25 protein-coding genes are annotated in these 24,630 nt (G+C 72.2%); 11 read left to right on the top strand and 14 right to left on the bottom strand.

Features of this window, described 5'->3' with window-relative positions; translation table 11 throughout:
- Positions 1-103: 103 nt before the first annotated feature.
- From rpsO to efeB, 4 genes are all read left to right on the top strand, one after another.
- Positions 104-373 (top strand): 30S ribosomal protein S15, encoded by a 270-nt coding sequence (gene rpsO, locus K5S26_RS15270; protein ID WP_045276110.1) that lies wholly within the window; start codon positions 104-106, stop codon positions 371-373.
- A 206-nt stretch (positions 374-579) separates the two neighbouring features.
- Positions 580-1,506 carry an iron uptake transporter permease EfeU gene (efeU, locus tag K5S26_RS15265; RefSeq protein ID WP_221859737.1) on the top strand — a complete coding sequence of 309 codons (927 nt, stop codon included), beginning with the start codon at positions 580-582 and terminating at the stop codon, positions 1,504-1,506.
- A complete protein-coding gene (gene efeO, locus K5S26_RS15260) occupies positions 1,503-2,726 on the top strand; it encodes an iron uptake system protein EfeO (RefSeq protein ID WP_221859735.1) in 1,224 nt (407 codons plus the stop codon). Before efeU ends, efeO begins: the two co-directional genes overlap by 4 nt.
- A 1-nt stretch (position 2,727) precedes the next feature.
- The gene (gene efeB / locus K5S26_RS15255) at positions 2,728-3,993 is read left to right on the top strand and encodes an iron uptake transporter deferrochelatase/peroxidase subunit (RefSeq protein WP_221859733.1); all 1,266 of its coding nucleotides are present in this window, start codon (positions 2,728-2,730) and stop codon (positions 3,991-3,993) included.
- A 40-nt stretch (positions 3,994-4,033) separates the two neighbouring features.
- Here the strand turns inward: efeB and surE are convergent, their stop codons facing one another.
- Both surE and K5S26_RS15245 read right to left on the bottom strand, forming a co-directional pair.
- Entirely contained in the window at positions 4,034-4,777 is a 744-nt protein-coding gene (gene surE / locus K5S26_RS15250; RefSeq protein ID WP_221859731.1) for a 5'/3'-nucleotidase SurE, read from the bottom strand.
- Positions 4,774-5,802: a PfkB family carbohydrate kinase gene (locus tag K5S26_RS15245; protein WP_221859729.1), complete on the bottom strand. Its 1,029-nt coding sequence runs from the start codon at positions 5,800-5,802 to the stop codon at positions 4,774-4,776. Before K5S26_RS15245 ends, surE begins: the two co-directional genes overlap by 4 nt.
- A 182-nt stretch (positions 5,803-5,984) precedes the next feature.
- Between K5S26_RS15245 and K5S26_RS15240 the strand changes: the two genes are divergently transcribed.
- Genes K5S26_RS15240 through K5S26_RS15220 form a run of 5 tightly spaced genes read left to right on the top strand, consistent with a single transcriptional unit; the run spans position 5,985 to position 10,016 of the window.
- A complete protein-coding gene (locus K5S26_RS15240; RefSeq protein ID WP_221859727.1) occupies positions 5,985-6,905 on the top strand; it encodes a PhnD/SsuA/transferrin family substrate-binding protein in 921 nt (306 codons plus the stop codon).
- The gene (phnC, locus tag K5S26_RS15235; protein WP_221859725.1) at positions 6,905-7,738 is read left to right on the top strand and encodes a phosphonate ABC transporter ATP-binding protein; all 834 of its coding nucleotides are present in this window, start codon (positions 6,905-6,907) and stop codon (positions 7,736-7,738) included. The genes K5S26_RS15240 and phnC overlap by 1 nt, the downstream gene beginning before the upstream one ends.
- Positions 7,719-8,585: a phosphonate ABC transporter, permease protein PhnE gene (gene phnE, locus K5S26_RS15230; protein ID WP_221859723.1), complete on the top strand. Its 867-nt coding sequence runs from the start codon at positions 7,719-7,721 to the stop codon at positions 8,583-8,585. Before phnC ends, phnE begins: the two co-directional genes overlap by 20 nt.
- On the top strand, positions 8,582-9,382 hold the full coding sequence (locus K5S26_RS15225) for a tyrosine-protein phosphatase (protein WP_221859721.1): 801 nt from the start codon (positions 8,582-8,584) through the stop codon (positions 9,380-9,382). Before phnE ends, K5S26_RS15225 begins: the two co-directional genes overlap by 4 nt.
- Positions 9,369-10,016, top strand: a complete 648-nt coding sequence (locus K5S26_RS15220) for a TetR/AcrR family transcriptional regulator (protein WP_221859719.1) — start codon at positions 9,369-9,371, stop codon at positions 10,014-10,016. The genes K5S26_RS15225 and K5S26_RS15220 overlap by 14 nt, the downstream gene beginning before the upstream one ends.
- Before the next feature lie 57 nt (positions 10,017-10,073).
- On the opposite strand, the gene K5S26_RS15215 is transcribed toward K5S26_RS15220, so the two are convergent.
- A complete protein-coding gene (locus K5S26_RS15215) occupies positions 10,074-11,216 on the bottom strand; it encodes an acyltransferase family protein (protein ID WP_221859717.1) in 1,143 nt (380 codons plus the stop codon).
- Positions 11,217-11,391: 175 nt separating this feature from the next.
- Here K5S26_RS15215 and K5S26_RS15210 point away from each other — a divergent pair, with 175 nt between their 5' ends.
- Positions 11,392-12,621, top strand: a complete 1,230-nt coding sequence (locus tag K5S26_RS15210; RefSeq protein ID WP_372454414.1) for an LLM class flavin-dependent oxidoreductase — start codon at positions 11,392-11,394, stop codon at positions 12,619-12,621.
- A gap of 23 nt (positions 12,622-12,644) precedes the next feature.
- Complete coding sequence (locus tag K5S26_RS15205) at positions 12,645-13,292, top strand: FMN reductase (RefSeq protein WP_221859713.1); 648 nt, start codon at positions 12,645-12,647, stop codon at positions 13,290-13,292.
- 234 nt (positions 13,293-13,526) lie between these two features.
- Here the strand turns inward: K5S26_RS15205 and K5S26_RS15200 are convergent, their stop codons facing one another.
- From K5S26_RS15200 to K5S26_RS15150, 11 genes are all read right to left on the bottom strand, one after another.
- Positions 13,527-14,171: a hypothetical protein gene (locus K5S26_RS15200; RefSeq protein ID WP_221859711.1), complete on the bottom strand. Its 645-nt coding sequence runs from the start codon at positions 14,169-14,171 to the stop codon at positions 13,527-13,529.
- Positions 14,172-14,365: 194 nt separating this feature from the next.
- Entirely contained in the window at positions 14,366-15,043 is a 678-nt protein-coding gene (locus K5S26_RS15195; protein ID WP_221859709.1) for a hypothetical protein, read from the bottom strand.
- A gap of 82 nt (positions 15,044-15,125) precedes the next feature.
- Positions 15,126-16,430, bottom strand: coding sequence for an ABC transporter permease (locus K5S26_RS15190; RefSeq protein ID WP_221859707.1), 1,305 nt, complete (start codon positions 16,428-16,430; stop codon positions 15,126-15,128).
- Positions 16,427-17,143: an ABC transporter ATP-binding protein gene (locus tag K5S26_RS15185; RefSeq protein WP_221859706.1), complete on the bottom strand. Its 717-nt coding sequence runs from the start codon at positions 17,141-17,143 to the stop codon at positions 16,427-16,429. The genes K5S26_RS15190 and K5S26_RS15185 overlap by 4 nt, the downstream gene beginning before the upstream one ends.
- Positions 17,140-18,843 (bottom strand): efflux RND transporter periplasmic adaptor subunit, encoded by a 1,704-nt coding sequence (locus K5S26_RS15180; RefSeq protein WP_246604085.1) that lies wholly within the window; start codon positions 18,841-18,843, stop codon positions 17,140-17,142. The genes K5S26_RS15185 and K5S26_RS15180 overlap by 4 nt, the downstream gene beginning before the upstream one ends.
- 3 nt (positions 18,844-18,846) lie before the next feature.
- Positions 18,847-19,905, bottom strand: coding sequence for a fimbrillin family protein (locus K5S26_RS15175; protein WP_221859704.1), 1,059 nt, complete (start codon positions 19,903-19,905; stop codon positions 18,847-18,849).
- Between the two features lie 199 nt (positions 19,906-20,104).
- Complete coding sequence (locus K5S26_RS15170; RefSeq protein ID WP_221859798.1) at positions 20,105-20,779, bottom strand: AAA family ATPase; 675 nt, start codon at positions 20,777-20,779, stop codon at positions 20,105-20,107.
- 142 nt (positions 20,780-20,921) lie between these two features.
- Positions 20,922-21,794 carry a siderophore-interacting protein gene (locus K5S26_RS15165; protein ID WP_221859702.1) on the bottom strand — a complete coding sequence of 291 codons (873 nt, stop codon included), beginning with the start codon at positions 21,792-21,794 and terminating at the stop codon, positions 20,922-20,924.
- A complete protein-coding gene (locus K5S26_RS15160) occupies positions 21,791-22,630 on the bottom strand; it encodes an ABC transporter ATP-binding protein (RefSeq protein WP_221859700.1) in 840 nt (279 codons plus the stop codon). The genes K5S26_RS15165 and K5S26_RS15160 overlap by 4 nt, the downstream gene beginning before the upstream one ends.
- A complete protein-coding gene (locus tag K5S26_RS15155) occupies positions 22,623-23,687 on the bottom strand; it encodes a FecCD family ABC transporter permease (RefSeq protein ID WP_221859698.1) in 1,065 nt (354 codons plus the stop codon). The genes K5S26_RS15160 and K5S26_RS15155 overlap by 8 nt, the downstream gene beginning before the upstream one ends.
- Entirely contained in the window at positions 23,684-24,622 is a 939-nt protein-coding gene (locus tag K5S26_RS15150; protein WP_372454413.1) for a FecCD family ABC transporter permease, read from the bottom strand. The genes K5S26_RS15155 and K5S26_RS15150 overlap by 4 nt, the downstream gene beginning before the upstream one ends.
- Between the last annotated feature and the right edge of the window lie 8 nt (positions 24,623-24,630).

Genomic DNA, 24,630 nt, shown 5'->3' with positions numbered 1-24,630 from the left:
CGCTGGTAGACTTTCGTGGTTGCCGTTCGATCGGCCGCGGATAAAGAGAGCTCGCGCATCAGGCGTCGGGCGCCGCGCAACGAAGAGGAAGGGGATCGGTTCTATGGCACTGGAAGCAGACGTCAAGAAGGCGATCATCGAAGAGTACGCGACGCACCCCGGTGACACCGGATCCCCCGAGGTGCAGGTCGCGATGCTGACGCAGCGCATCAAGGACCTCACCGAGCACCTCAAGGAGCACAAGCACGACCACCACTCGCGTCGTGGTCTGTTCCTGCTCGTCGGTCAGCGCCGCCGCCTGCTGGGTTACCTGCAGGACATCGACATCAGCCGTTACCGCTCGCTCATCGAGCGCCTCGGCCTGCGCCGCTGAGCGCAGCAGACGTCGACGAAGCAGCAGCGCGCCAGCGTTCAATCGTCTTCTCGAAGGCCCGTCCCAGGTGTGGGGCGGGCCTTCGCCGTTCCCCGTCGGGTTTGCGAGAACCGCAGGGCGGGAGTAGCGTCGCACCGTTAGGTTAGCCTTACCTGATTACGCGACCGGATGGCCGCGCACGGCATCCCTGAATGCGAGTCTGCGGCGTGTTCCCGACGTTCCTGATCGGCCTGCGCGAGGGCCTCGAGGCCGCCCTCGTCGTCGGCATCCTCGTGGCGTACCTCGTGCGCTCGGGGCGCCGCGACGTGGTGCCCCGCCTGCTGGCGGGGGTGCTGCTCGCGATCCTCCTCGCGGTCGCCGTCGGCGCCGTGATGACGTTCGGCGCCTACACGCTCAGCTTCGAGGCGCAGGAGCTCATCGGCGGCGGACTGTCGCTGCTGGCCGTCGGCATGGTCACGTGGATGGTCTTCTGGATGCAGCGGGCCGCCCGCTCCATGAAGGCCGATCTCGAGCGGAGCGCGGAGCGCGCCCTGCTCAGCGGGTCGCTGTGGTCCATCGTCGCGATCGGATTCGTCTCCGTGGCGCGCGAGGGGATCGAGACCACCCTGCTGCTGTGGTCGATGGTCCGGTCTTTCGGCAACGCTCCCGAGGCCCTGATCGGCGCCGTCCTGGGGATCGTCGCGGCCGCGCTGCTCGGCTGGCTGCTGCAGCGAGGCTTCGTGCGCCTGGATCTGCGCCGCTTCTTCGCCTGGACGGGCGCGGCCCTCGTCGTCGTGGCGGCGGGGGTGCTCGCCTACGGTGTGCACGACCTGCAGGAGGCCGGGGCGCTGCCGGGCCCCTTCGGCGCGCTCGCTCCCGTCGACCCCGTGACGGGCGCGGTGGCCGTCGGGGTCGGAGGCGTGCCCTTCGGCTACGCGTTCGACGTCAGCGCCGCGATCGCGCCGGGAGGCCCGCTGGCCGCGGTGCTTCAGGCGACCATCGGGTTCACCCCGCAGATGACCTGGCTGCAGGTGCTGGCGTGGGGCGCCTACCTCCTGATCGTCGGCGGCCTGTACGTCCGCCGCGTCCGACAGCGGCCGGCCCGCGTACCCGCGTCCGCCGTCCCCGACCCCTCAGAACAAGGAGCATCATGAACCCTCAGCGCGCCCTTCTCGCGCTCGGCGCGGCGGCGGGCTCGGCCCTCCTCCTGGCCGGCTGCGTGGCGAACACCCCCGACGGCGCCGCCGGCGACGCCCTTGCGGTCTCCGCCGACGACACGTCCTGCGCCGTGGACACCGCGACCGCCACGAGCGGCACGGTCGCCTTCGACGTCACGAACGGCGGTTCGCAGGTCACCGAGTTCTATCTGCTCGCCGAGGACGGCCTGCGGATCGTCGGCGAGGTCGAGAACATCGCCCCGGGAGCCTCGCGCAGCCTCACCGTCGTCGCGCAGCCGGGCGACTACTTCACTCTGTGCAAGCCCGGGATGGTCGGCGAGGGCGTCGGCCGTGCGGCCTTCTCGGTGACGGGAGACGCCGTCGCGATCAGCGGCGAGGACGCCGAGGTGAAGGAGCAGTCGGTCGCCCTGTACGCCGCGTTCGTCAAGGACCAGGTCGAGCAGCTGGTGCCCGCCGTCGACGAGTTCGTGGCCGCGTACACGGACGGCGACGACGACACGGCGCGCGAGCTGTTCCCGCTGACACGGGCGTTCTACGAGCGCATCGAGCCCGTGGCCGAGTCGCTCGGAGACCTCGACCCGCGCATCGACTACCGCGAGGTCGACGCCGTGGCGGAGGGGCTGGACTGGACGGGCTTCCACCGCATCGAGAAGGATCTCTGGGTGCCTGCGGAGGACGCCCTCAACGCCGACGGCGAGACGCCCGCGTGGCAGGACTGGGAGCCCTCCGACGACGCGCAGCGCGCGGCATACGGAGAGCAGCTGGTCGCCGACGTCGCCGAGCTCAACGACTACGTGCACTCGGACGACTTCACCGCGGCCCTCGCCGACGGCGGCATCGCGACGATCTCCAACGGCGCCATCGGCCTGCTCGACGAGGTGGCGACGGGCAAGATCTCGGGCGAGGAGGACTGGTGGTCCGGCACCGACCTGTACGACTTCCAGGCGAACGTCGAGGGATCGAAGAACGCCTTCGAGATCGTGCGCGACTTCGCGCAGACCAAGGACGACGACCTGGTCGCCGCGATCGACGACGGCTACGCCGACCTGGAGACGGCGCTCGCCCAGCACGGCTCGATCGACAGCGGGTTCGTGTCGTACGGAGAGCTGACCGATGACGAAAAGCGCGAGCTGAGCGACCTCATCAACGCGCTGGCCGAGCCGCTGTCGCAGCTGACCGTCGCCGTCCTGGAGTGACATGACGCAGCACCCGCGCGCCTCCGCCTCGGACGCCCCCGGCGGCCTCAGCCGCCGGGGGCTGCTGGGCCTCGTCGCCGGGGCGGGAGCCGCGGGCGCGGCGATCGGCGCGGGGGCCACTGCCGCCATCACCGCCGCTGCGCCCGCACGCGGCGACGGCACCGTGCACCCGTTCTTCGGCGCCCACCAGGCCGGCATCACGACGCCCGTGCAGGATCACCTCCAGTTCGCGGCCTTCGACATGGCCGCCGGAACGGGCCGCGACGACCTGGTGACGCTGCTGCAGGACTGGTCGTATGCCGCGTCCCGGATGACGCGGGGCCTCGACGTCAGCGCGACCGGAGCGGTCGGCGGCTCTCCGGAGGCGCCGCCGGACGACACCGGCGAGGCGCTCGGGCTGCCGGCATCGTCGCTCACCATCACGTTCGGCTTCGGCCCGACGCTGTTCGAGCGCGACGGAGAAGATCCCTTCGGGCTCGCCGCGCACCGTCCGCCCGCGCTCGAGCGCCTCCCGGCGTTCCTCGGCGACGACCTCGACCCCGCCTCCGGAGACGGCGACCTGTGCGTCCAGGCGTGCGCGGACGACCCACAGGTCGCCTTCCACGCGATCCGCAACCTCACGCGCATCGCCTTCGGCCGGGCACGGCTGCGCTGGTCGCAGCTCGGGTTCGGACGGACCTCGCGGACCGTGGCCGATCAGGCGACGCCGCGCAACCTGTTCGGGTTCAAGGACGGCACCGCGAACATCCTCGCGGACGACGAGAGCGCCCTCCGCGAGCATGTCTGGGTGCCGAGCGGCGATGGGCCGTCATGGCTCGCGGGCGGCTCCTACCTCGTCGTGCGCAGGATCGCGATGCTCATCGAGACCTGGGACCGGGTGCGGCTGGCGGAGCAGAACCGCATCGTCGGGCGCGACAAGGGGGAGGGGGCGCCGCTGTCCGGAGGGGACGAGTTCTCGGCGCCCGAGTTCGCGACCGGCGGGATCGACGCCGCGAGCCATGTGAGCCTCGCCCACCCGGATCACAACGGCGGCACGAGGATCCTGCGCCGCGGCTACAACTACGTCGACGGCAACAACGACCTCGGACGTCTGGACGCCGGTCTGTTCTTCCTCTCCTACCAGCGCTCTCCGGATCGGTTCGTCGCCCTCCAGCGCTCGCTGTCCACGGACCTGATGAACGAGTACCTGCGGCACACCGGGTCGGCCCTGTTCGCGATCCCGCCGGGCGCCTCGGAGGGGTCGTTCGTCGGCGCGGGCCTGTTCTGACGGGCTCCGCCGACACCGGCGCCGCCCACGCCCCGGGTCGTCAGGCCCGGTAGCCGAGCTCGCGGTGGGACACCGGCTCGATGCCGGTGAGCGTCGCCCACCCCTCGGCGAGAAGGGCGGCATCCGTGCCCGGGTCCGGAACGTTCGGAAGGTCCTCGACCGCGAGGCGGATGTGCTTCTCGCCGCGCTCGCTGAGGGTCGTCTGCACGATGCCGAACGGGGCGAGCGGCGCCTCGCGCACCCCGCGGTGGCGAGGGGCGTTCGGCACGTTGAGGTTGATCACCGAGCCCCGCTCGAGCGTGGTCAGGAACGACAGCGTGCCGATCGCCGTGTCGGCGGCCGCGTCCCATTCGAACGCATCCGGCCGCATGCCGACGTCGAGAGAGACGGCGAGGCCCCACGCGCCGTTGAGGCCCCCGGTGAGCGCCGCGCCCACGGTGCCGGAGTGGAGGATCGCGCGTCCCACGTTGGCGCCGTGGTTGACGCCGGAGAGGACGACGTCGAATCTCTCGCCGAAGGCGCCGTGCGCGGCGATGAGCGCGATGAGCCCGGGCCCGCCCCGCACCGCGAAGGCCGGCTGATCCTCCAGTCCGTCGAGCGTGCGCCGCTCGACGGCGATGCGCCCCTCCTCCTCGCCGGCCACGATCGACGCGCTCGCACCGCTCGACTGGCGTTCCGGAGCCGCGACGGTGACGTCGAGCCCGTGAACGACCGCCGCGCGCGCCAACGCGTGGAGCCCGGGGGCGTCGATGCCGTCGTCGTTCGTCACCAGCACCCGCGTCATGCCTGGCCCTCCTCGTCCCGCCCGGCATCCGCCGCGGTCTCGGCGAGCGCCGCGAGACCCTCCGGGCTCACCCTGCCTTGGCTGTCGTCGTGCTCCTGGGGCGCGCCGCGCACCGTGCGGATCCGGACCGCCTGTCGCAGCCTCTCGATGGTCTCCGTGTCGCCGGTGCCGAGCCCGTGCCGGGTGACGTTCAGCGCTCCGGCCGCCGCGCCCATCGCGACCGCCTCCCGCAGCGGGGCGCCCGCCGCCAGCGACGCGCTGACGCCCGCGGTGAGCGAGTCGCCCGCGCCGCGCGTGTCGGCCGTCTGCAGCTCGGGCGGCGTCACCTCCAGCACCGTGCGTCCGTCGAGGACGAGGAAGGGGCTGCTGGACCTCGTCACGATGACGTCCTTCGCCCCGCGGCGGCGCAGCTCGTCCATCGCCTCGATGACCGCGTCGTCGCCCGCGTCGACGTCGTCGAGCAGACCGTCGGCGTGCAGCTCCTCGTCGCTGACCTTCAGCAGGTCGATGCCGCCCTCGAGCGCCGCCAGCATCCGGTCGCCGGCGAGATCGACCACGACGCGCACGTCGTTCGTGCGGAGGTCGGCGGCGAGGCGCCGGTACGTGTCGGCGGGAAGGGTGCTCTCACCGTCCGGCCCGCTCAGGATCGCGAGCCCAGACGCGATGCCCTCCCGCAGCGTGACGCCGTACAGCTCGTCGAGCTCGTGCCGGCCGAGCGGCTCGCCCTCCGACTCGGCGACGGCGGTGCGCTCGCCCTCGCGCCGGTCGTGCACGTATGCGGCGCCCCGACCGGCACGCGCGATCGGCACGACGCGGAAGCCCTCTCCCTCCAGCAGGTGCTGCGCGACCTGACCGGTCTCGCCGGTGAGGGTGCAGCACAGCGTGACCTCGGCGCCCAGCCTGCGCAGCATGCGGGCCTGCCAGACCCCCTGCCCGCCCGCGTGCACATGGATGTCGGGTCCCGCCCCGTGCTCCTCGATGGTGACCGTGAGGGAGGGCGACGGAGCGAAGATCGTGACGTCCATCCGGCCACGTTACGAGGCGCGACAGGGCGGCGGCATCCCCTTGCGGCGGGGGTCGCCGCCCGCTAGGGCACACACCGACTGTTCACGTCCCGTTCCTTTTCAAGTACGACGTTCTCGTATTTCCCGGACACCCGTCGGGCGTTCCATGTGTGACGTCCCTCCTCCCGAAAGGAACACACCCCATGCGTCGTCACACTCTCACCGCCGCGGGCATCCTGGGTCTGTCGGCCCTCGTCACGCTGACCGGCTGCGCCGGCGGCTCGGCCGAGGCGGCCCCCGCCGCGTCGTCCGACCCCGATGCCCCCATCACCTTCGCCACCACGCCGCTGGGCGACGACCCCGCCGCCAACCCCGTGACGGCCTTCGCGGAACTGCTCCGCGAGGAGACCGGCCGCGAGGTCGAGGTCGTCGACGTGCCGGACTACACCGCCGTGCTCGAGGCCCTCCGCAACCACCACGTCGACATCGGTTTCATGAGCGGCTTCCCCTCGGCCCTCGCCGTGAACACCGGCGAGATCGACTCGATCGTCGCCTGGGAGGGCAACGGCGAGCCGGTCTCCACGTGCATCGTCCTGGACGAGTCCGAGCTGCAGTCGTTCGACGACATCACCCCCGACACGGTCGTCGCCTTCGCCGACCCGGCCTCGAGCTCGGGCTACTTCATGCCCGTCGCCGCGCTGCACGAGGCCGGTCTGGAGAAGGACGTCGACTACACGGCCCTCTTCGCCGGGGACCACTTCATGGGCTTCGAGGCGCTCAAGCAGGGGCAGGCCGACGTGTCTTGCACCTCGACGATCTTCCCGGGGATGGCCGGCACCGACATGTTCCCGTTCGAGGAGGGCGACACGCGCTCCATCGGCGTGAGCGCAGCCATGCCGCTGTCGGTCACGGTGCTGGCCGACCAGCAGATCGCCGCCGACAAGGCCGAGCTGCTGAAGGAGGTGCTGCCGAAGGTCTTCGTCGAGGAGAACGCCGAGCGGCTCGGCGCGATGTTCTCGGCCATCGAGGGCGGCGCCGCCATCGTCGACCCCTCCGAGGAGCTCTTCCAGCCCTTCGTGGACATCGCGGCGATCGCCGACGTGGACATCTCGGACCTCGGCTGATGAGCCCCGTGCCCGACGGTCTGACCGAGCCCGTGCCGACCACGGCCGAGCTGCGGCAGAGCCTGCCCCTCGTCACCGTGCGCGATCTGCGGGTCGCGTACGGCGACGGGCCCCTCGTCCTCGACGGCGTGGACCTGGACCTGCGCCCGGGCGAGGTCGTCGCGCTGCTCGGATCCAGCGGATCCGGCAAGTCGACGCTCATGAGGTCGCTCACCGGCTTCGCCCCCGTGACGAGCGGCGCCGTCCGGGTCGCGGGATACGACGTCGCCAACCTGCAGCGCGGCCAGCTGCGGCACCTGCGGGCATCGGTGGGTCAGGTCTTCCAGCAGTTCAACCTGATCGGCCGGCTCAGCGTGCTCACGAACGTGCTGACGGGCGCGCTCCACGACGCGGGCCCCCTCAACCTGGTCGGCGGCTTCACCGGCGCGCACCGCCGGCGCGCCCTCCAGCTGCTCGACCGCGTCGGCATCGCCCACAAGGCGGACGAGCAGGCGCGGTCGCTCTCCGGCGGGCAGCAGCAGCGCGTGGCGATCGCGCGGGCGCTGATGCAGCGGCCCGCGCTCATCCTCGCCGACGAGCCGGTGGCCTCGCTCGACCCGCGCCTGTCCCACACCGTGCTGGAGCTGCTGCAGCGCATCGCGCGGGAGGACGGCATCCCGGTGCTGGTGAGCCTCCACGTGCTGCCGCTCGCGCTCACGCACTCCGACCGGATCGTCGGGCTGCGCCACGGCCGCATGGTGGTCTCGGGGCAGACCGCCGCGCTCGACGCCGCCGTTCTGCAGTCGATCTACGACCACGATGGGGAGGCCGACGATGTCGACCACGTCGCCTGACCGCACGGACGGTGCCGCGGACGGCGCCCGGCGCGGGCCGTCCGCGCCGGTGCTCGACGCCCGCGAGCGCCGACGGCTCGAGAGCGCGATCCGGATGCCCCGCACCCGCACGCTCATCGGCATCCCGCTGGTGCTGCTCGTCCTCGTGTGGTCGTTCGACGGCGCCGAGTTCGACTTCCTGAAGCTCGGCGACGGCGCGACCAACATGGGCACGTTCCTGGGCCGGCTCTTCCCGCCGTCCTGGGACAAGTTCGGGACGATCGTCGAGCTGCTGATCGAGACGCTGCAGATGGCGATCGTCGGCACCGTGCTCGGCACGGTGCTGTCGCTCGTCGTCGCGTTCGGCGCCGCGTCGAACATCGCGCCGCCGTGGCTGTACTACCCGTGCCGGTGGCTCATGAACGTGATCCGCGCGCTGCCCGAGCTCGTCTTCGCGCTGATGTTCGTCTCGGCCGTGGGGCTCGGCCCCTTCGCCGGCATCCTCGCCATGACGCTCGGCTCGATCGGATCGATCGGCAAGGTGTTCGCCGAGGCCATGGAGTCGGTCGACCGCGGGCCGATCGTCGCCATGCAGTCGGTCGGCGCGTCCCGGCGCCAGGTGGTGCAGTACGGCGTCCTGCCCCAGGCGGCGCCGTTGCTCGTGTCTTACACGCTGCTGCTGTTCGAGGGCAACGTGCGCGGCGCTACCATCCTCGGCATGGTCGGCGCCGGCGGCATCGGCCTCGAGCTGACCACCGCCATGCGCATGTACGACTACGGCCACCTGAGCGCCATCGTCATCTGCATCATCGTGCTCGTCACGCTCATCGATCAGGCCAGCGCCATCATCCGGAAGAGGATCACATGACCATCGCAGACACCCCGGCGTCGTCCGACCGCCTCGAGGCTCTCGCCGTCGAACTCAGCGCGCCCGTCAACCTGCGCGACCTGGGCGGCACCCCGGTCCGCGACGGCGAGATCCGCCCCGGGTTCGCCATCCGCGCCGACGACCTGTCGTACGTGACGGACGAGGTGGCCGTCGCCTTGGTCGAGGCAGGCCTGTCGACCGTCATCGACCTGCGCTCGAACGTCGAGACCCGCATCACGGGGCGCGGTCCGCTCGCGGATCACGCGGTGACGTACCACCACGTGTCGCTGATGTCCGACCTGCGTTCGGCCGTCTCGTCGGACGACCTGCTGTCGGGCGACTACCGCGAGGTCTACGTGCCCATGTACGTGTCGCTGTTCGAGCGCTCGGCACCACTGCTCGTGAACGCGCTCGCGGTGATGGCGACCGCACCGGGCACCGTGGCGTTCCACTGCGCGGCGGGCAAGGACCGCACGGGGGTGCTCGCCGCGTCACTGCTGCTGGCGCTCGGCGCTGACGACGACACGATCGTCGACGACTACGCCCGCACCGGTCCCAACGTCGATGCGATCATGGCCCGCACGCGGGCCGTGGTGACGCCGATGCTGCGCGCGATGGGGGTGGAGCTGGACGCGGCCGTCCTGGCCGCGAGCGAGCGGGCGTTCGACGCCGAGGCCATGCGGGGCACGCTGCGGGCGCTGCGCGAGCGCCACGACGGCGACGCGCTCGCACCCGTCCGTGCGGCGGGCCTGGACGACTCCCTCGTCGAGATGCTGCGGGGCCGTGCCCTCGCCTGATCGTGGGGGCGCCGGCGCCGCCGCCGGGGCCGCGGCGGCTCAGGGACGTCGCGGCCCCGGTCGTCCTCGCGCCGAGGGGCACGACGAGCGCCTGATCGATGCGGCGCTGGCGCTCATCGACGCCGGCGAGCACGTCACCGCCGGTCGTCTGGTCGAGCGCAGCGGAGTGAGCCGAGCCGCCATCTACCGCCGCTGGCCATCGCTCGCGGACCTCGTGGCGACGGCGCTCGACCGGGGACGGGAGCCGCTCGTCATCCCGACGGACGGCGACCTGCGCGTCGCGCTGTTCGGCGCGTTCGTCGAGGGGCTCGAGCGTGCGGTGCCGGGGTACCCCGAGGCACGCATGCGCCGGCGTCTCGTGCTCGGCCTCGAGGACCGCGCGCTGCAGCGCGCGTACTGGGAGGCGCATGTCGCCCGGCGACGCGTGGCCACCGTCGGCGCGCTGCGGGTCGGCATGGAACGCGGCGTGCTGCGCGGCGACCTCGACCCGGAGGCGTGCGCCGACCTCCTCAGCGGGGTGATCTACTACCAGATCGTGGTGCGGGGCGAGCCGCTGTCGCAGCCGTCGGCGGTCGCGCGCTGCCGCGCGGCCTTCGACGTGATCTGGCGGGGGATGGAGGCCGCCCCGACGTGAGCCCGGGCGGCTGTCGGGCCGCGGCGGTTGCATCGTCGCGGATCTCCGTCGCCGATCTCAGGGACGGTGTCGGGCCGTCGACGGGGGTCGTCGGGATCCCGTCGGATCGCTGGCGCCGGCCCGCGGCAGCACGCCGGGGTCGGCGAAGAGCCACCGGGACCGGGGCTCGATCAGAGGTCGGAAGAGCCAGCGCACCGGGCGGGATGCGAGCAGCACCGCGATGGCGACCGACAGCGCGCACATCACGGGCAGCCACAGCCACGTCGGGTCGAGCCCGCGCAGCACGCCGGACTCCCGCAGCGGGTAGAGCACGAACGAGTGCAGCAGGTAGACGTACATCGTGTACGTGCCGAGCGGGGTGAACGCGAAGCGCCCACGCGGCACCAGCACGAAGAACGCCGCGCACAGGACGACCGCGACGGCCATGAGCGCCAGTCGCACCCCACCGGCCCACCACGGTGCCTCGCCGATGAGCGCCGCGTAGTCCTGGTCGTAGAAGAGCCAGTTGCGCATGTCCATCTCGTGCCAGCCCGCCAGCCCGCCCCAGGCGGCCCAGGCGGCGAGCGCGAACACGGCCACCGCCGCGACGCGCGCCCACCAGGCCTTCCGCTCCAGCAGGCGCAGGCGATCGACGACGTCGCGCTCGCGCAGCCACCATCCGAGCGCGAAGAACGGCAGGAAGCCGAGTGTGCGCGACAGCGAGAAGGTGCTGTCGACGTTGGGCAGGTAGCCCGCTCCGACCGAGATGACGACGGTCCAGGCGAGCGGCCAGCGCAGCAGCGCCAGATACGGCAGCACCAGGCGGAAGATTCCGAGGGCGAGCAGGAACCACAGCGTCCACGACGGCTGGGTGAGGTTCGGCTCGACGTCGCCCTCGACGACGCTCTTCGTCACCCACCACAGCAGCTCGAAGACGATGTAGGGCACCAGGATGTCGGTGATGATGCGCGCCATCTGCCGGCGCGAGGGCGGGTCGGACTTCGAGAAGTAGCCGGAGATGATCGCGAAGGCCGGCATGTGGAAGGCGTAGACCAGCAGATACAGCGCGTACGCGATGTCGGAGTCGTAGGTGAGCCTCTGGATGGCGTGGCCGAGGACAACCAGGACGATGCACGCGAAGCGGGCGTTGTCCCAGTACGGCACGCGCCTTCGGGAGCGAGGGGCCGTCCCTGTCGTCGGGGGTGCCGGTGCGGAGCTCATCCCGACCACGCTACCGTGACGTTCTCGCCCGCACCGGCCGCCGCGGGAATAGATGTGGCGACGGTGCGTTGCACGCGGTATATTCAATCGCATACAAATGTGCGGTCGCCCACAGCGTGTCCCTCGCGGGCACGGATCGGAAGAAGAGGCAATGAGCGAGACCACCACGTCGCAGATGCAGTTCGGCATCTTCTCGGTCAGCGACATCACGACCGACCCGACCACCGGGCGCACGCCCAGCGAGGCCGAGCGGATCCAGGACATCGTCACGATCGCGAAGCACGCGGAGGAGGTCGGCCTCGACGTCTTCGCCCTGGGCGAGCACCACAATCCGCCCTTCTTCTCGTCGTCTCCCACCACGACGCTCGCGTACATCGGCGCGCAGACGACCGACCTCATCCTCTCGACCGCCACGACGCTCATCACCACGAACGACCCGGTGAAGATCGCCGAGGACTACGCGATGCTGCAGCACCTGACGGGCGGCCGCGTCGACCTCGTGATGGGGCGCGGCAACACCGGCCCCGTCTACCCCTGGTTCGGGCAGGACATCCGCCAGGGGCTGCCCCTCGCGATCGAGAACTACGCCCTGCTGCGCCAGCTCTGGGACCAGGACGTCGTCGACTGGGAGGGCAGGTTCCGCTCGCCGTTGCAGGGCTTCACGGCCACCCCGCGCCCCCTCGGCGGCGTCGCGCCGTTCGTCTGGCACGGATCGATCCGCACGCCCGAGATCGCCGAGCAGGCCGCCTACTACGGCGACGGCTTCTTCGCGAACAACATCTTCTGGCCCAAGGAGCACTACCAGCGGCTCATCCAGCTCTACCGCCAGCGCTACGCGCACTACGGCCACGGCACGCCTGAGCAGGCGATCGTCGGCCTCGGCGGCCAGGCGTTCGTCGCGAAGAGCTCGCAGGACGCGGTGAACGCGTTCCGGCCGTACTTCGACAACGCCCCGGTGTACGGTCACGGCCCCTCGCTGGAGGACTTCACCGAGATGACGCCGCTCACGGTGGGATCGCCGCAGCAGGTCATCGACCGCTACGCCGCGATGCGCGACCACTACGGCGACTACCAGCGCCAGTTGTTCCTGATGGACCACGCGGGCCTGCCGCTGAAGACCGTGCTCGAGCAGCTCGACCTGCTCGGCGGCGAGGTCGTGCCGGTCCTGCGCGCGGAGCTCGCGAAGGACCGTCCGGCGGACGTGCCCGACGCGCCCACGCACGCCGCGCGGGTCGAGGCCGTCTACGGCGACAGGGCGCCGCGCGAGGCACGGCCCACGGCGGCCGGCGGCAACAACCTCACCGTCGGCGGCCCGTACCAGGACACGGTCGCCGCGCCCGCGTCGACCGGCGCGGGGGCAGCAGCCCGGGCCGGCTCGGCGTTCGGCGCCGCGGCGACCCGTTGACGCCGGGACGAGAGGAGCACGACATGACCGACACCCGCCGCATCGCGGTGATCTCCGCGGGGCTGTCCACGCCGTCCTCGACCCGCATGCTCGCCGACCGCCTCGCCGCCGCCGCGGTCGCGGAGCTCGGAGAGCGCGGCATCGAGGCGACGGCCGAGACGTTCGAGCTGCGCGACCACGCGCACGACATCATGAACAACCTGCTCGCCGGCTTCGCGCCGCCCGCGCTCGAGACCGTGCTGACGCAGGTCGCGACCGCCGACGCGCTCATCGCGGTCACGCCGATCTTCCAGGCCGGCTACTCGGGGCTCTTCAAGTCGTTCGTCGACGTCCTCGACCGGGATGCGCTGAGCGAAAAGCCGGTGCTGATCGGCGCGAACGCCGGCACCGCCCGGCACTCGCTGGCGATCGACTACGCGATCCGCCCGCTGTTCGCCTACCTGCACGCCGAGCCCGTGTCGACCGGCGTCTTCGCGGCCTCCGGCGACTGGGGCGGCAAGGAGGACGACGTCGCGCCGCTCAGCGCCCGCATCGAGCGCGGCGCACGGGAGCTGGCCGAGGCGATCGCCGCGAAGCCGTCGCTGAGCCAGGCCGACCCGTTCGACCCCGACACCTACCTCGGCCAGGGAAGGGGCTTCGGCCACCTGCTGGGCGGCCTCGCGGGGGAGTGACGCCGGGCGGCCTCAGGCCGCCCCGTGCGACGGATCCATGCCCGCGTCGGGCACGTCGATCGGCACGGAGAACGTCGGCGGCAGCAGCAGCGACGCCGGGTCGATGAGCGATGCGGGCATGATGTCTCCTCCTCGGACGGAAAGGCCTTCACCGCATACATGTCCCGAGCGGGGCCAATCGTCACCGCCGAGACCGGATCGTTAGCAGATCCGCCGGGATCGGCGTGGCCCGGGTCAGTCGATGACGACGGGAGAGCCCGTCGGGAGCGGCCGCGGGGTCACGAGAGATCCGTCGACGATCTCGCGGTCGCCCAGCGGCGACGCGAGATCGACCACGAACGACGTCGTCGGGTTGCTCGGGCAGGTCTGCGCGCCGTCCTCGGGCTCGACGCCGACGCGGATGCTCACCGTGTCGTCCGTCTCGTCGAGCGATATCAGGCGCACTCTGCCCGCCGCGTCCCGCCCGCTGTTGCACGCCCACTCGGTGACGAGAAGCGACAGGGAGGGGGAGCCGGCGTCGGGCGGGGCGGATCCGTCGAGCTGGACGATCGCGGGTGACAGCGGAGCCGGATCGAGCGAGAGGGCGCAGGGGCCGCTGCGCGTGACCATCCAGCCGGCCTCTCCGCTGGACGGGAGCGCATCGAGAAGCTCGAACACGCGCGAGTCGTGGTCGTCCATCACTCCCATGCCGCGGCCGTCGACCGGCTCGTCGTACGGACGCAGCAGCGAGATGCGCGTCGAGGTCGACTCGACGACGATCCACGCGCCGAGATCGGCAGGCCTCGCCGAGTCGCCGAGGTCGTCGACCACGAAGAGGATCGCGGCGCGGGTGTCGTCGTCCGCGGAGTCCGCGCAGTCCTGCCGCGTAGGCGTCGGCATCGATCCGCTCGCCACCGCACGCGTAGGGCGTGGACGTGGCGGAGGAATCCGCGGGCGGCGTGCCCTGTCCCTCTCCCGACCCGGACGGTGCGCAGGCGGTCAGCGCCGCGGCGGCGAGGACGACGACGAGCGTGCGAAGGGCGTGGTGACTGCTCATGCCTGACGGTGTCCGTCCCGGGCTCTCCGTCTCACCGTCATCGCGCGCGCTCCCAGGCGGTGTACTCCACGACCGACGGCGAGGCGATGTCGTCGCGGTCGTGACCGATGTAGATCGTCTCGGCGGCGAGGAACGCGCCGTCCGACGGCGACACGATGAGGATGTTCTCGTACTGCCCGGGACGCCAGTCGGTGGCCCGGAGCACGACCCCCTGACGACCGAGACGATCGGTCGTGCTGCCGTCGACCCGCAACCCGGGCTGCTCGCTCAGGAAGGCGAGCAGCGCCGCCTCCTGCTCCGCGCTGATGACGCGGTTGGCGAGGAGGCCGCCGGTCTCGGCGAAGTACTGCCCGAGTGTGGGCTCGGACTCGGCTCCCATCGTGCCCGCGAGATACCCGCCCACCTCGGCCGGATCAGTGGGCGGGTCGGGGTAGACGAAGAAGTCGCGGATTGCCGAGGCGCCCGGTTCGAGGGTCTCGTCGAAGATCACGGTGCCGGGCTCCGCCGCGCCCTCCGAGCCGTCGCCGTCGAACGGCTCCGCGACCAGCGCGCGCGAGCGGATGCCGCCGTCGTCGCGGAACACCGTCTCGCGCCACTCCGGCTCGATGCGCGACGAGGCGATCTCCCCGTCCTCGCCGATGTACGTCGACAGCGCCCACTGCCGGAACCGCACGACGCGCTGCCCCCGCACCGCCGAGGTCGTCTCCTCCGTCACCAGCGATCTCCCGTCGTCTTGCGTCGCCCCTCACCGGGTACGTGTCCGGACGCGCCGCGTTCGTTACATCGGCCCGCGGAGCTCATGCGCCGCGCAGGGCGGTGACGGGCTCGATGCGGGAGGCCCGGCGGGCCGGATACCAGCCGGACGCGAGGCCGACGAGCGCTCCGAGCAGGGCGCCGCCGACGCTGATCAGCGGATCGACCACGGGTGTCCACTGCTGGACGAGCGCGACGACGACGACACCGAGCACCCCCAGGGACGCCCCGATGAGACCGCCCAGCAGGCCGATCACGACCGACTCGACCACGAACTGGGCGGAGATCTGCCGGCGCGTGGCGCCGAGGGCGCGGCGCAGGCCGATCTCGCCGATCCGCTCCATCACCGACAGCAGCGTGACGTTCGCGATGCCGACGCCGCCCGCCAGCAGCGCGACCGCGCCGAGGATCAGGAAGACGACGTTGACGTCGGCCTGCACGTTCTGGCTCAGGTCGGATCGGGCGCGCGGCGCCTTCACCTCGATCGACTCCGGATCGTCGGGGGCGAGCGCGGTCGGCACCTGCGAGGCGACCTGAGGGCCTGCTCCCACCATGATCCGCACCTGCAGCTCGCTCGGTGCGTTCAGGGAGAAGTCGTCGCGCGCCGCCCCGGTGGGCACGATGACGGCGTCGAGCAGCTCGGCGCGGGACTGCAGGTCGTCGACGATGCCGATCACGGCGTAGGCCACGCCGGCGATGAAGATCGATGGCTGGCGGTCGACGCGCTGCACGCCGAGACGCTCGGCGGCCCGTGCTCCGAGCACCGCGACCCGGTCGCCGCGTCGATCATGGCCCTCGTCGAACATCCGGCCGGTCGCGATCTTCCCGTCCACCGTCTCGAGGATGCCGGCGGAGGCGGCGACCACGGGCGGCGGCGCCGTCTGCGGTGCGGACGGATCGTTCAGCGGCACCGCCGAGATGGTCTCCTCGCCGATGGACACGTCCGACACCAGCGCGGCGCCCTCGACCCCGACCAGCCTGGCGACGCGATCCGGCGCGTCCCACGGCAGCCGCCCCGTGGTGACGGAGCGCTCGCTGGTGGCGCGGGCCTCGGCGGGCGAGACGAGCACCTGGGTCGCGGCGGCGGCGTTGAACTGGCTCGCGATCTGCCCGGCGGCGGTCTGCGCGAATCCGAACGTGGCGACCAGCGACCCGATGCCGAGGACCGTGCCGAGGACTGTCATCACCAGCCGGCCCGGTCGCGCCCCGATGTCGGTCGTCGCCTCGACCACGAGGTCCTGGAACGTGAACCGGTCGCGGCGCGGCACCGGCGAGACCAGGCCGCCCGCGAAGCCCGGGCGGTCTTCGGCGCTCGTCCGCTTCTCGCGGCGGCGGAGGAGGCGCTTCATGCGACCTCGCTCAGACGGCCGTCGGAGATCCGGATGCAGCGCGGGGCGCGCTCGGCGATGGCCTGGTCATGGGTGATGACCACGAGCGTGAGCCCGTCCGCGTTGAGCTCCTCGAAGAGCCCCATCACCTCGCGCGAGGTGGCCTGGTCGAGGTTTCCCGTGGGCTCGTCCGCCAGCAGCAGCCGGGGGCCGCTCACGACGGCTCGTGCCACGGCGACGCGCTGGCGCTCGCCGCCGGACAGCGAGGCGGGAAGGAACGACAGGCGGTGGCCGAGTCCGACCCGTTCGAGCGCCTCGCGGGCGCGGGACTCCCGCTCGTCTCGGGGGACACCGCTGTACAGCATCGGCATGAGCACGTTGTCGAGCACCGACCGGCGGGGCATGAGATGGAAGGCCTGGAACACGAAGCCGATGAACCGCGCCCGCACCGCGGCGCGCTCGTCCTCGCTCAGGCGGCCGGTCTCCGTCCCGTCGATCAGATAGCTTCCGACGGTGGGGCGGTCGAGCAGGCCCAGGATGTTCAGCATGATCGACTTGCCGGAACCGCTCGGCCCCACGATCGAGAGGTACTCGCCGGGCGCGAGCGCCAGGTTGACCCCCTTCAGCGCCTGCACCTCCGGCGGGCCCGGGAACGACCGGGTGACGTCGCGCAGCTCGACCAGGGAACGGGGCGAGGTGTCGAAGGTGAGCGGATCGGCGTCGGCGACCGTCACGAGCCGACCACCACGAGGTCGCCCTCGGCGAGCTCGTCCGACGTCGGCTTCACCTCGACGTAGCCGTCCGCCGCCAGCCCGGTCTCGACCGTGACCAGACGCGTCTGCGCGTCCTCGCCGTCGCGAGGGTCGCCCGTGACGACCTCCACGCGCGACTCGCCGCCGGGCCCGGCCGTGAGCGCGGCGTACGGCACCGACAGCACCTCGCCCTCGGTCGACCCGACCGGGATCGTGATGCGCACGTTCGTCCCCTGCACCTCGGCGATCTGCTCGGGCGTCAGCGGCTCGGGCTCGAGCGTGACCGACCAGCGGCCGCCGTCCTCGCCCTTCTCCACCGAGGTGACCTTGGCGGGGTGCTGCGAGCCGTCGGGCAGGTCGAAGACCGCCGCGGCGTCGGGCTCGATCAGGTCGGCGTCGGTCTCCGCGATGCTGCCCTTCACGCTCACCGTCGCGCCGGACACCGTCATCGCGGCGCCGCCGAGCGTGTCGCCGCGCTTGACGTTGATCGCGTCGACGCGTCGCGGCAGCTCGGCGAGGTACAGCACCTCGCTCGCCGGGAGGTACGGCTGCACCTCGATGCGAGCCGACTCGAGCTGCTCCTGCGCCGCGGTGCGCTGCTCCTGGGCCGAGGTCAGGGCGGCCTGCTCGGCGCTCGTGTCCCGCGGCGCGTCGAGCGCCTTCCGCTGCAGCTGGGCGAGGGCGAGGGCGTCGCCCGCCGCGCCGATGCGCAGTCCGTCGCGCGGCTTGGCGGCCTTCGCGGCGTCGAGCTCGCGCTGTGCCGCCGCGACCGCGTTGTCGAGCTCCTTGACCTCGACCTCCGACACCCCGGAGCCGGCCTGGGCGAGCGTCTTCTCGGCGTCGGCGACCGCGCTGTCGGCGGCGCGCACGCCGTCCTCCGCCGAGCGCAGCGCCTCGTTCGCGCCCTCCGGCGCCGGCGGGGCGGGGTAGCCGGCGTCGGTGTACAGCCGTCCCACCGCGTCCGCGGTCGCCTGGTCGAAGACGTTCGATCCGCGGTCGCCCGGCTCGATGCCGACGGCCGCGAGCGCCTCCTTCAGCTGGATGACGTCGGGGCCTGCGACGCCGATCCGCAGGGTGCGGTAGGCGGGCAGCTCTCCGGGGAGCACGAGCACGGGACGGCCGGCGACCTCCAGCGCGATCGACAGCGGCTTCAGCTCGGCGCCCGCCTCGGGCACCTGTCCGGTCACCACGGCCGGGCCGTCGAAGGACGACGTGTCGAGCGTCAGCTCGGTCGCGTCGACGTAGCCGACGTCGCCGCGCACGGTGACGTCGTTGCTCAGGGCGCCGTACTCGACCGGCACGGTCACGAGGCCGGGCGCGGGGACCTCCTCCGCGGCGTCGGCGGGAGAGACGACGAACCGCCCCAGCACCAGGCCGGCCGCGAGGCTCAGCACGGCCACGCCGGCGATCGTCCACAGCACACGGTTTCCCCGGAACACCCGTCCCCAGCCGCCGGCACGGGACGCGCCCCTCGTCGTGGCGACCTCGTCGTCAGCGGGCGGTTCGTCCCCGAGGGGCAGGATCTGCGTCTCGGCGGAGCCGGCCGCCGGCGAGGCGGCGACGGTGCCGGCGGACGCCGCCTCGCCAGGATCCGTCGCCGCGGGGTCGGTCGCCGCCGCATCCGACGTCGCGGCGGTCTCGTCGTCGCGCGGCTCCTCCGCGCCGCCCTTGCGTCGCCGCATGCGTCAGCTCGCCTGCTCGGCGGCGGCCTTGTACGCCTCGAGCTCGGCCTTGTGGTCCTGCACGAACTGCTCTTCCTTCTCGAACTGGATCCGCAGCAGCTCGTCGTCGTAGTCGACCTTCTCCCGGCAGTCGAGGTCGACGAGCGCGAGAGCGATCTCCTTCTCGGCGAGCTCGTCCTCGAAGGCCTTCCGCGCCGACTCGGTCTCCTTCTCGAAGTCGGCCCACTCCTCCTCGGTCCAGGAGCCCATCTCGTCGCCGTACTCGGCGTTCTGCTCCTCCCAGAAGGCGTTCTGCTCGTCGTAGATCGAGTTCTGCGCCTCCTCGCGCTTGGCGAAGCCGGCGTGGCCGCCGTCGGCCATGCAGGACGCCCACTCCGCGTCGAGCTCGGCGACCTCGGGCGACGAGTAGACGCCGTCGTAGAACTCCGTCATCGCCTCGACGAGCGGCTGGAACTCCTCCTGCGACCACGGGTCCTCGGCGACCTCGTCCAGCGACTCCTGCGCGTCTCCCCAGCAGCCCTGGCCGTTGTCCTCGTACCAGGCGTCCCAGTCGTAGTTCTCGTCCTCGTACGCCTCCTCCGGCGGCTGGGGGCCGTTCAGGGCCTCGTAGTACGCGGTCGACTCCGACTCGGACAGGCTCGAGACGTACTCGTCGTTGGGGTTGGTCTCGACCTCGTCCTCGGGGACGACGGCCATGTCCTCGTCCTTGCCGGGGTAGTTGATCGCGCCGTAGCCGTACTGCGAAACCCAGTCGCGGTCGTCCGGCTTCCACTCCTCGCCGTCGGAGCTCGAGCTGTAGCCGTAGTTGCCCGTGAAGGGCGTGTACTCGAAGCCGAGCTCCGTCATGCAGACGGCGATGGCCTCCTCGCGCTTCAGGTCGTCCGCCTGGGCCTGCTCGATCCAGGCGTCCTCGTCGACGTCGGTGTCCGTGCCCGCGGAGAGGTACGCGTTCAGCGGCGAGTCCTCGTAGTCGAGCCCGTCGTCACCGCCGGAGCAGGACGTCAGCGCGAGCCCCAGCGCCGCGGTGGTGGCGACGAGGGCGAGACGGCGGGGAAGAGGCATGTGCGGTTCCTTCGGATCGTTGTGCAGCGTCACGGGCCGGACGGACAAGGGGTGACAGGCCGAGTCTGTCGGCAGCGGTCCGGCCGGGGCATCCATCGCGAGGATGATTCCTCGTCTTCGCGCGAAGCGTCCCATCTGGATATGTCCGCGGACCGCCGGATCGTGACGTCGCTCGCGGCATCGTTACCGACCTGTGACGTCAGTCGAGGTGACGGAGGAAGCGCTCCGGCGCGTCCAGGAAGAGTCGCCACGTGCGCACCAGGTCGAGGTCGTCGTACGTCGACCGCCGGATGCCCCACTCGCCGAGCTCGAACACCTCCGCCCCCGGGAACGCCGCGAGCACGGGGGAGTGCGTCGAGAGGATCACCTGGGAACCTTCGGCCACGAGGCTGCGGAGCAGACCGAGCAGCGCGAGACAGCCGGACAGGGACAGCGCCGACTCCGGCTCGTCCAGCACCCAGAGCCCCTGGATGCGGAGCCGCTCCTCCACGAGCTCGAGGAACGACTCCCCGTGGCTGCGGCGATGCAGCTCCGTGGCGAACCCGACGTCCTCGAGATAGCTGTAGAAGCCGTGCATCGTCTCGGCTCGCAGGAAGAAGCCGCGTCGGGGAGCTCCCGCGTCGCGGACCAGCTGGAGGTTCTCGTCCAGAGGCGACTCCGACCTGCGGGTCTCGTGCATCGCGCCCGTGGAGCCGCCCTCCGGGTTGAGCCCGTAGGCTGCGGCGATCGCCTCGACGAGGGTCGACTTGCCGACGCCGTTCTCGCCTGTCAGCACCGTGACGGGGCCGAGGTCGAGCCCCTCGGCGAGCACCTGCCGGACGGGGGCGAGCGTCGCCGGCCAGACGGTCATGTCCGCGGGGGCCAGCGGATGCATGCGCACGTGCCGGACGGGCAGCGCTCGCCGGGTCAGACCTTCGCCGTTCACACGGAGACCCTAGGGCACGTCGCGGAACCCGGCGCGTGCTCGCGGCGCGCCCGGCTCCGAAACGCACCCAGGGCACATCGTGGAAGCGGCGTCATTCGACCAGAGGTCCGCCGAGCTTCCAGTACCCCAGGAATGCGACGCGCTCCTTCGGGATCCCGAGCGTCGCGGTCAGGTGGCGCCGGATGCGGATGGTCGCGGCCGCCTCGCCTGCGATCCAGGCGTACAGGCCGGGGTCGGTCGCCGCCGTGTCGCCGTCGCGCTCGCCCCACCCGTGCACCGCCCGTTCGAGCGCGTCGCCGGCCGCCCCCGTGCGCGCGACGATCTGGGGACGCACCGGTGCGACCCGCCCGGACAACGTGTCGTCGGCGGGGTCCGCGAGCTCGAGCAGGACGTCTGCGGGCGTGCCCGGGGCGAGGCCCGTAAGGATGTTCGCGATCGCGGGCAGCGCCGACTCGTCGCCGACGAGCAGCACCGCGCTCGGCGGCTCGGGCGGCGTGTAGTGGATGCCGTAGCCCGTGCGTCCGACGCGGGAGTCGGGGCCGGTCACGACCAGCTCGTCGCCGACGCGACACGAGAGCGCCCAGGCCGATGCCGGCCCCGCGGGCTCGTGGATGAAGAGGTCCACGTCGATCTCGCCCCGGTCGGGGCGGATCCCCGCCGGCGTGTAGGTGCGAAGGACGTTCCGCTCGCCGATCGGCAGCGCCTTCCACCGCGCGTACCAGTCGCGCGGGTGGGGCGTCGGCTCGTCCAGCAGGCCGAAGTCGGGCCGGCTGCCGTCGGGCATCGGCAGCACCAGCTTGATGCGCTGGTCGAGGCCCCACGTCGCGAAGTGCCGCAGGTCCTCGCCCGCGAGCGTCACCCGGATAAATCCGGGGCTCAGACGCTGCGTGGCCGACACGGAGACGCGGAAGGCGCTGTACTCCCACGGTCGTGGGCCGGTCGCGTGCCCGCCGGCCCCGGTCATCGACCGGCCTCCGTCTCATCGACGGGCATCCCGAGCGGAACGACGAGCGGGCCCCCGGTGACGGGATCCTCGATCACGACGTTCGGCAGCCCGTAGATCTGCTCGACCCGCTCGCTCGTGACGACCTCGGCCGGGCTGCCCGCCGCGACGATGCGACCGTCGCGCATGGCGATGATGTGATCGGCGTAGCGCGCGGCGTGGTTGAGGTCGTGGAGCACCGCGACGATCGTGCGGCCGCGTCGGTTGAGATGCGCAAACAGCTCCATGAGCTCGACCTGGTGGGCGATGTCGAGGAACGTCGTCGGCTCGTCGAGCAGCAGCAGGTCGGTCTGCTGGGCCAGCACCATGGCGACCCACACGCGCTGGCGCTGGCCGCCGGACAGCTCGTCGACGCGTCGCGGCGCGAGCGAGCGCGTGCCGGTCGCGTCGAGCGCATCGCCCACGGCCGCCTCGTCGGCGTCCGACCACTGGCGCAGCAGCCCCTGGTGCGGATAGCGGCCTCGGGCGACGAGGTCGGCGACGGTGATGCCGTCCGGCGCGATCGCCGACTGCGGCAGCAGCCCGAGCCTGCGGGCGACGTCCTTGGCGGGCAGGCTCGTGATCGCCTTGCCGTCGAGGACGACCTGGCCGCTCTCAGGGGTGAGGAGACGAGACAGGCCGCGCAGCAGCGTCGACTTGCCGCACGCGTTCGGCCCGATGATGACGGTGAAGGACCGGTCCGGGATCGCCGCGCTCAGGTCGTCGACGATCGGTGCGGAGTCGTAGCCGAGCGTCACGTGCTCGGCGCGGAGGCGGGCGCCGTCGGAGGGCTGCGGGGGGAGGGGCGAGTCAGGCACGGCGGCGGATCTCCTGGATGAGGGTGACGACGAGGTAGATGCCTCCCACCGAGACGGTGACGACCCCGACCGGCAGCGTGACCGGCAGGACGTGCTGCGCGACCAGATCGGACGCCAGCAGGAGGAACGCGCCGACGAGGCTCGACAGCGTCAGCGAGAGGTAGGGGGTGCGCGCCAGGCGGCGGGCGACCTGCGGCGCCGCGAGGGCGACGAACGCCACCGGGCCGACCACGGCCGTGGCGATGGAGACCAGGCCGACCGCGATGAGGAGCGCCGCGGTCCGCATCGGCGCCGGCCGCGCGCCGGTCGCGGTCGCGACGTCGTCGCCGAGGTCGAGCTGGCGCAGCCGCGGGGTGAGGACGACGAGGGCGACGAGCAGGGGCAGGCCGCACGCGACGGCGCCGGCGAGCGGCGCACCGGTGACGCCGTTGAGGCTGCCGGTTCCCCATGCGGAGGCGAACATCGCCGTCTCCAGCTCGACCTCCAGCAGCATCCAGGTGTTCGCGGAGGCGAGGATCGCGGCGATGCCGATGCCGATCACGATCAGCCGGAACCCCTGGACGCCGCCGCGGTGCGCCAGCCCCCAGATCACGATCGCCGTGACGAGCCCGCCGACGATCGCGCCGGCGGTCATGAGCGGCCAGCTCGCCGAGAGGAACACGACGGTGAGGAGCATGCCGGTGAACGCGCCGTTCGAGAGCCCCAGGATGTCGGGGCTCGCGAGGGGATTGCGCGTCACGGTCTGGAACAGCGCGCCCGCGAAGGCGAGGAACGCGCCCAGCACGATCGCCGCGAGCGTGCGCGGCAGGCGCCAGTCCAGCACCACCGTGCGGTCCAGCGCGTCTCCGCCCCCCAGGAGCACGGAGACGACCGCGTCCGGCGGCAGCGGGTAGGTGCCGAGCCCGAGCGAGGCGATGCCGAGCAGGAGGAGCACGACGACGAAGCATGCGGCCACCACCAGGCTCCGCGTCCTCAGAGGCAGCGCGAGGCCTCCCCGGCGCAGCACGATCCGTTCGTAGCCCACGTCCACGGTGCGCGTGTCGGGCGCGGCGGTCATGACAGGGTGCTCGCTCTGCGCCGGCGTGCCAGGGCGATCAGCACGGGCGCCCCGACGAACGCGGTGACGATCCCGACGGGGACCTCCGCGGGAGCGATCAGCACCCGGCCCAGCACGTCCGAGAGCAGCACGACGACGGGCGCCAGGATGACCGACACCGAGAGGATCACGCGCTGGTCGACGCCGAACACCCATCGGGCGACGTGCGGGACCATGAGCCCGATGAACGAGATCGGCCCGGCGAGCGCCGTGGCCGTTCCCGCGAGCACCGTCACGGCCGCGATGACCCCCACGCGGATGCCGGCGACGTTCGCGCCCTGCGACCGTGCGACGTCCTCGCCGAGCGCCAGCGCGTTGAGGCCGGGCGCCAGCAGCAGCGCGCCGACGAGGGCGACGGCGATGAACGGCACGACCGGGCCGAGCACCTCGAACCCGCGCCCGAGCAGCGAGCCGGCGTTCCACGAGCGCATCTGGTCGAAGGCGTCCGGGTTGCTGAGGGTCATGCCCGTGGTCATCCCGGCGAACACCGCGCCGAGCGCCACACCGGCGAGCGTCAGCCGGATCGGGTCGGCGGTGCCCCGCCCGGACGAGCCGATCAGGTAGACCGCGATCGTGACGGCCAGCGCGCCGAGGAACGCGAGCCACACGAACGACGAGATGTCCCGAAGCCCGAAGAAGGCGACCCCGATCGCGACGGCGAAGGCGGCCCCCGCGTTCACCCCGAGGATCCCGGGGTCCGCGAGCGGGTTCCGCGTGAACGCCTGGATGAGCGCTCCCGCGGCCCCCAGCGCGGCACCGACCACCACGCCCGTCACGGTGCGGGGCACGCGCAGGGTGTTCACGACGTACTGCGCCTCCGGCGAGCCCCCGCCGCGCAGCACCTCCAGGACGACGCCCGGCGGCAGCGGGTTGGAGCCCACCGTGAGGGACAGCACGGCCGCGG

The organism is Microbacterium marinilacus (assembly GCF_019753765.1).
GTDB lineage: Bacteria > Actinomycetota > Actinomycetes > Actinomycetales > Microbacteriaceae > Microbacterium > Microbacterium marinilacus.
Note: the sequence above shows the minus strand (reverse complement) of the source record. Positions and strands in the feature narration are given on the sequence as shown.

What these genes read in the sequence shown, in the direction of transcription:
- K5S26_RS15240 (WP_221859727.1), top strand. Translation starts at nt 5,985, where the DNA reads ATGCGTCGTCACACTCTCACCGCCGCGGGCATCCTGGGTCTGTCGGCC.
- rpsO (WP_045276110.1), top strand. Translation starts at nt 104, where the DNA reads ATGGCACTGGAAGCAGACGTCAAGAAGGCGATCATCGAAGAGTACGCG.
- K5S26_RS15175 (WP_221859704.1), bottom strand. Translation starts at nt 19,905, where the DNA reads ATGCCTCTTCCCCGCCGTCTCGCCCTCGTCGCCACCACCGCGGCGCTG.
- K5S26_RS15155 (WP_221859698.1), bottom strand. Translation starts at nt 23,687, where the DNA reads ATGACCGCCGCGCCCGACACGCGCACCGTGGACGTGGGCTACGAACGG.
- K5S26_RS15215 (WP_221859717.1), bottom strand. Translation starts at nt 11,216, where the DNA reads ATGAGCTCCGCACCGGCACCCCCGACGACAGGGACGGCCCCTCGCTCC.
- K5S26_RS15165 (WP_221859702.1), bottom strand. Translation starts at nt 21,794, where the DNA reads ATGACCGGGGCCGGCGGGCACGCGACCGGCCCACGACCGTGGGAGTAC.
- K5S26_RS15205 (WP_221859713.1), top strand. Translation starts at nt 12,645, where the DNA reads ATGACCGACACCCGCCGCATCGCGGTGATCTCCGCGGGGCTGTCCACG.
- K5S26_RS15245 (WP_221859729.1), bottom strand. Translation starts at nt 5,802, where the DNA reads ATGGACGTCACGATCTTCGCTCCGTCGCCCTCCCTCACGGTCACCATC.
- K5S26_RS15225 (WP_221859721.1), top strand. Translation starts at nt 8,582, where the DNA reads ATGACCATCGCAGACACCCCGGCGTCGTCCGACCGCCTCGAGGCTCTC.
- K5S26_RS15190 (WP_221859707.1), bottom strand. Translation starts at nt 16,430, where the DNA reads ATGAAGCGCCTCCTCCGCCGCCGCGAGAAGCGGACGAGCGCCGAAGAC.
- efeO (WP_221859735.1), top strand. Translation starts at nt 1,503, where the DNA reads ATGAACCCTCAGCGCGCCCTTCTCGCGCTCGGCGCGGCGGCGGGCTCG.
- K5S26_RS15180 (WP_246604085.1), bottom strand. Translation starts at nt 18,843, where the DNA reads ATGCGGCGACGCAAGGGCGGCGCGGAGGAGCCGCGCGACGACGAGACC.
- phnE (WP_221859723.1), top strand. Translation starts at nt 7,719, where the DNA reads ATGTCGACCACGTCGCCTGACCGCACGGACGGTGCCGCGGACGGCGCC.
- K5S26_RS15210 (WP_372454414.1), top strand. Translation starts at nt 11,392, where the DNA reads ATGCAGTTCGGCATCTTCTCGGTCAGCGACATCACGACCGACCCGACC.
- K5S26_RS15200 (WP_221859711.1), bottom strand. Translation starts at nt 14,171, where the DNA reads ATGCCGACGCCTACGCGGCAGGACTGCGCGGACTCCGCGGACGACGAC.
- surE (WP_221859731.1), bottom strand. Translation starts at nt 4,777, where the DNA reads ATGACGCGGGTGCTGGTGACGAACGACGACGGCATCGACGCCCCCGGG.
- K5S26_RS15170 (WP_221859798.1), bottom strand. Translation starts at nt 20,779, where the DNA reads ATGCATCCGCTGGCCCCCGCGGACATGACCGTCTGGCCGGCGACGCTC.
- phnC (WP_221859725.1), top strand. Translation starts at nt 6,905, where the DNA reads ATGAGCCCCGTGCCCGACGGTCTGACCGAGCCCGTGCCGACCACGGCC.
- efeB (WP_221859733.1), top strand. Translation starts at nt 2,728, where the DNA reads ATGACGCAGCACCCGCGCGCCTCCGCCTCGGACGCCCCCGGCGGCCTC.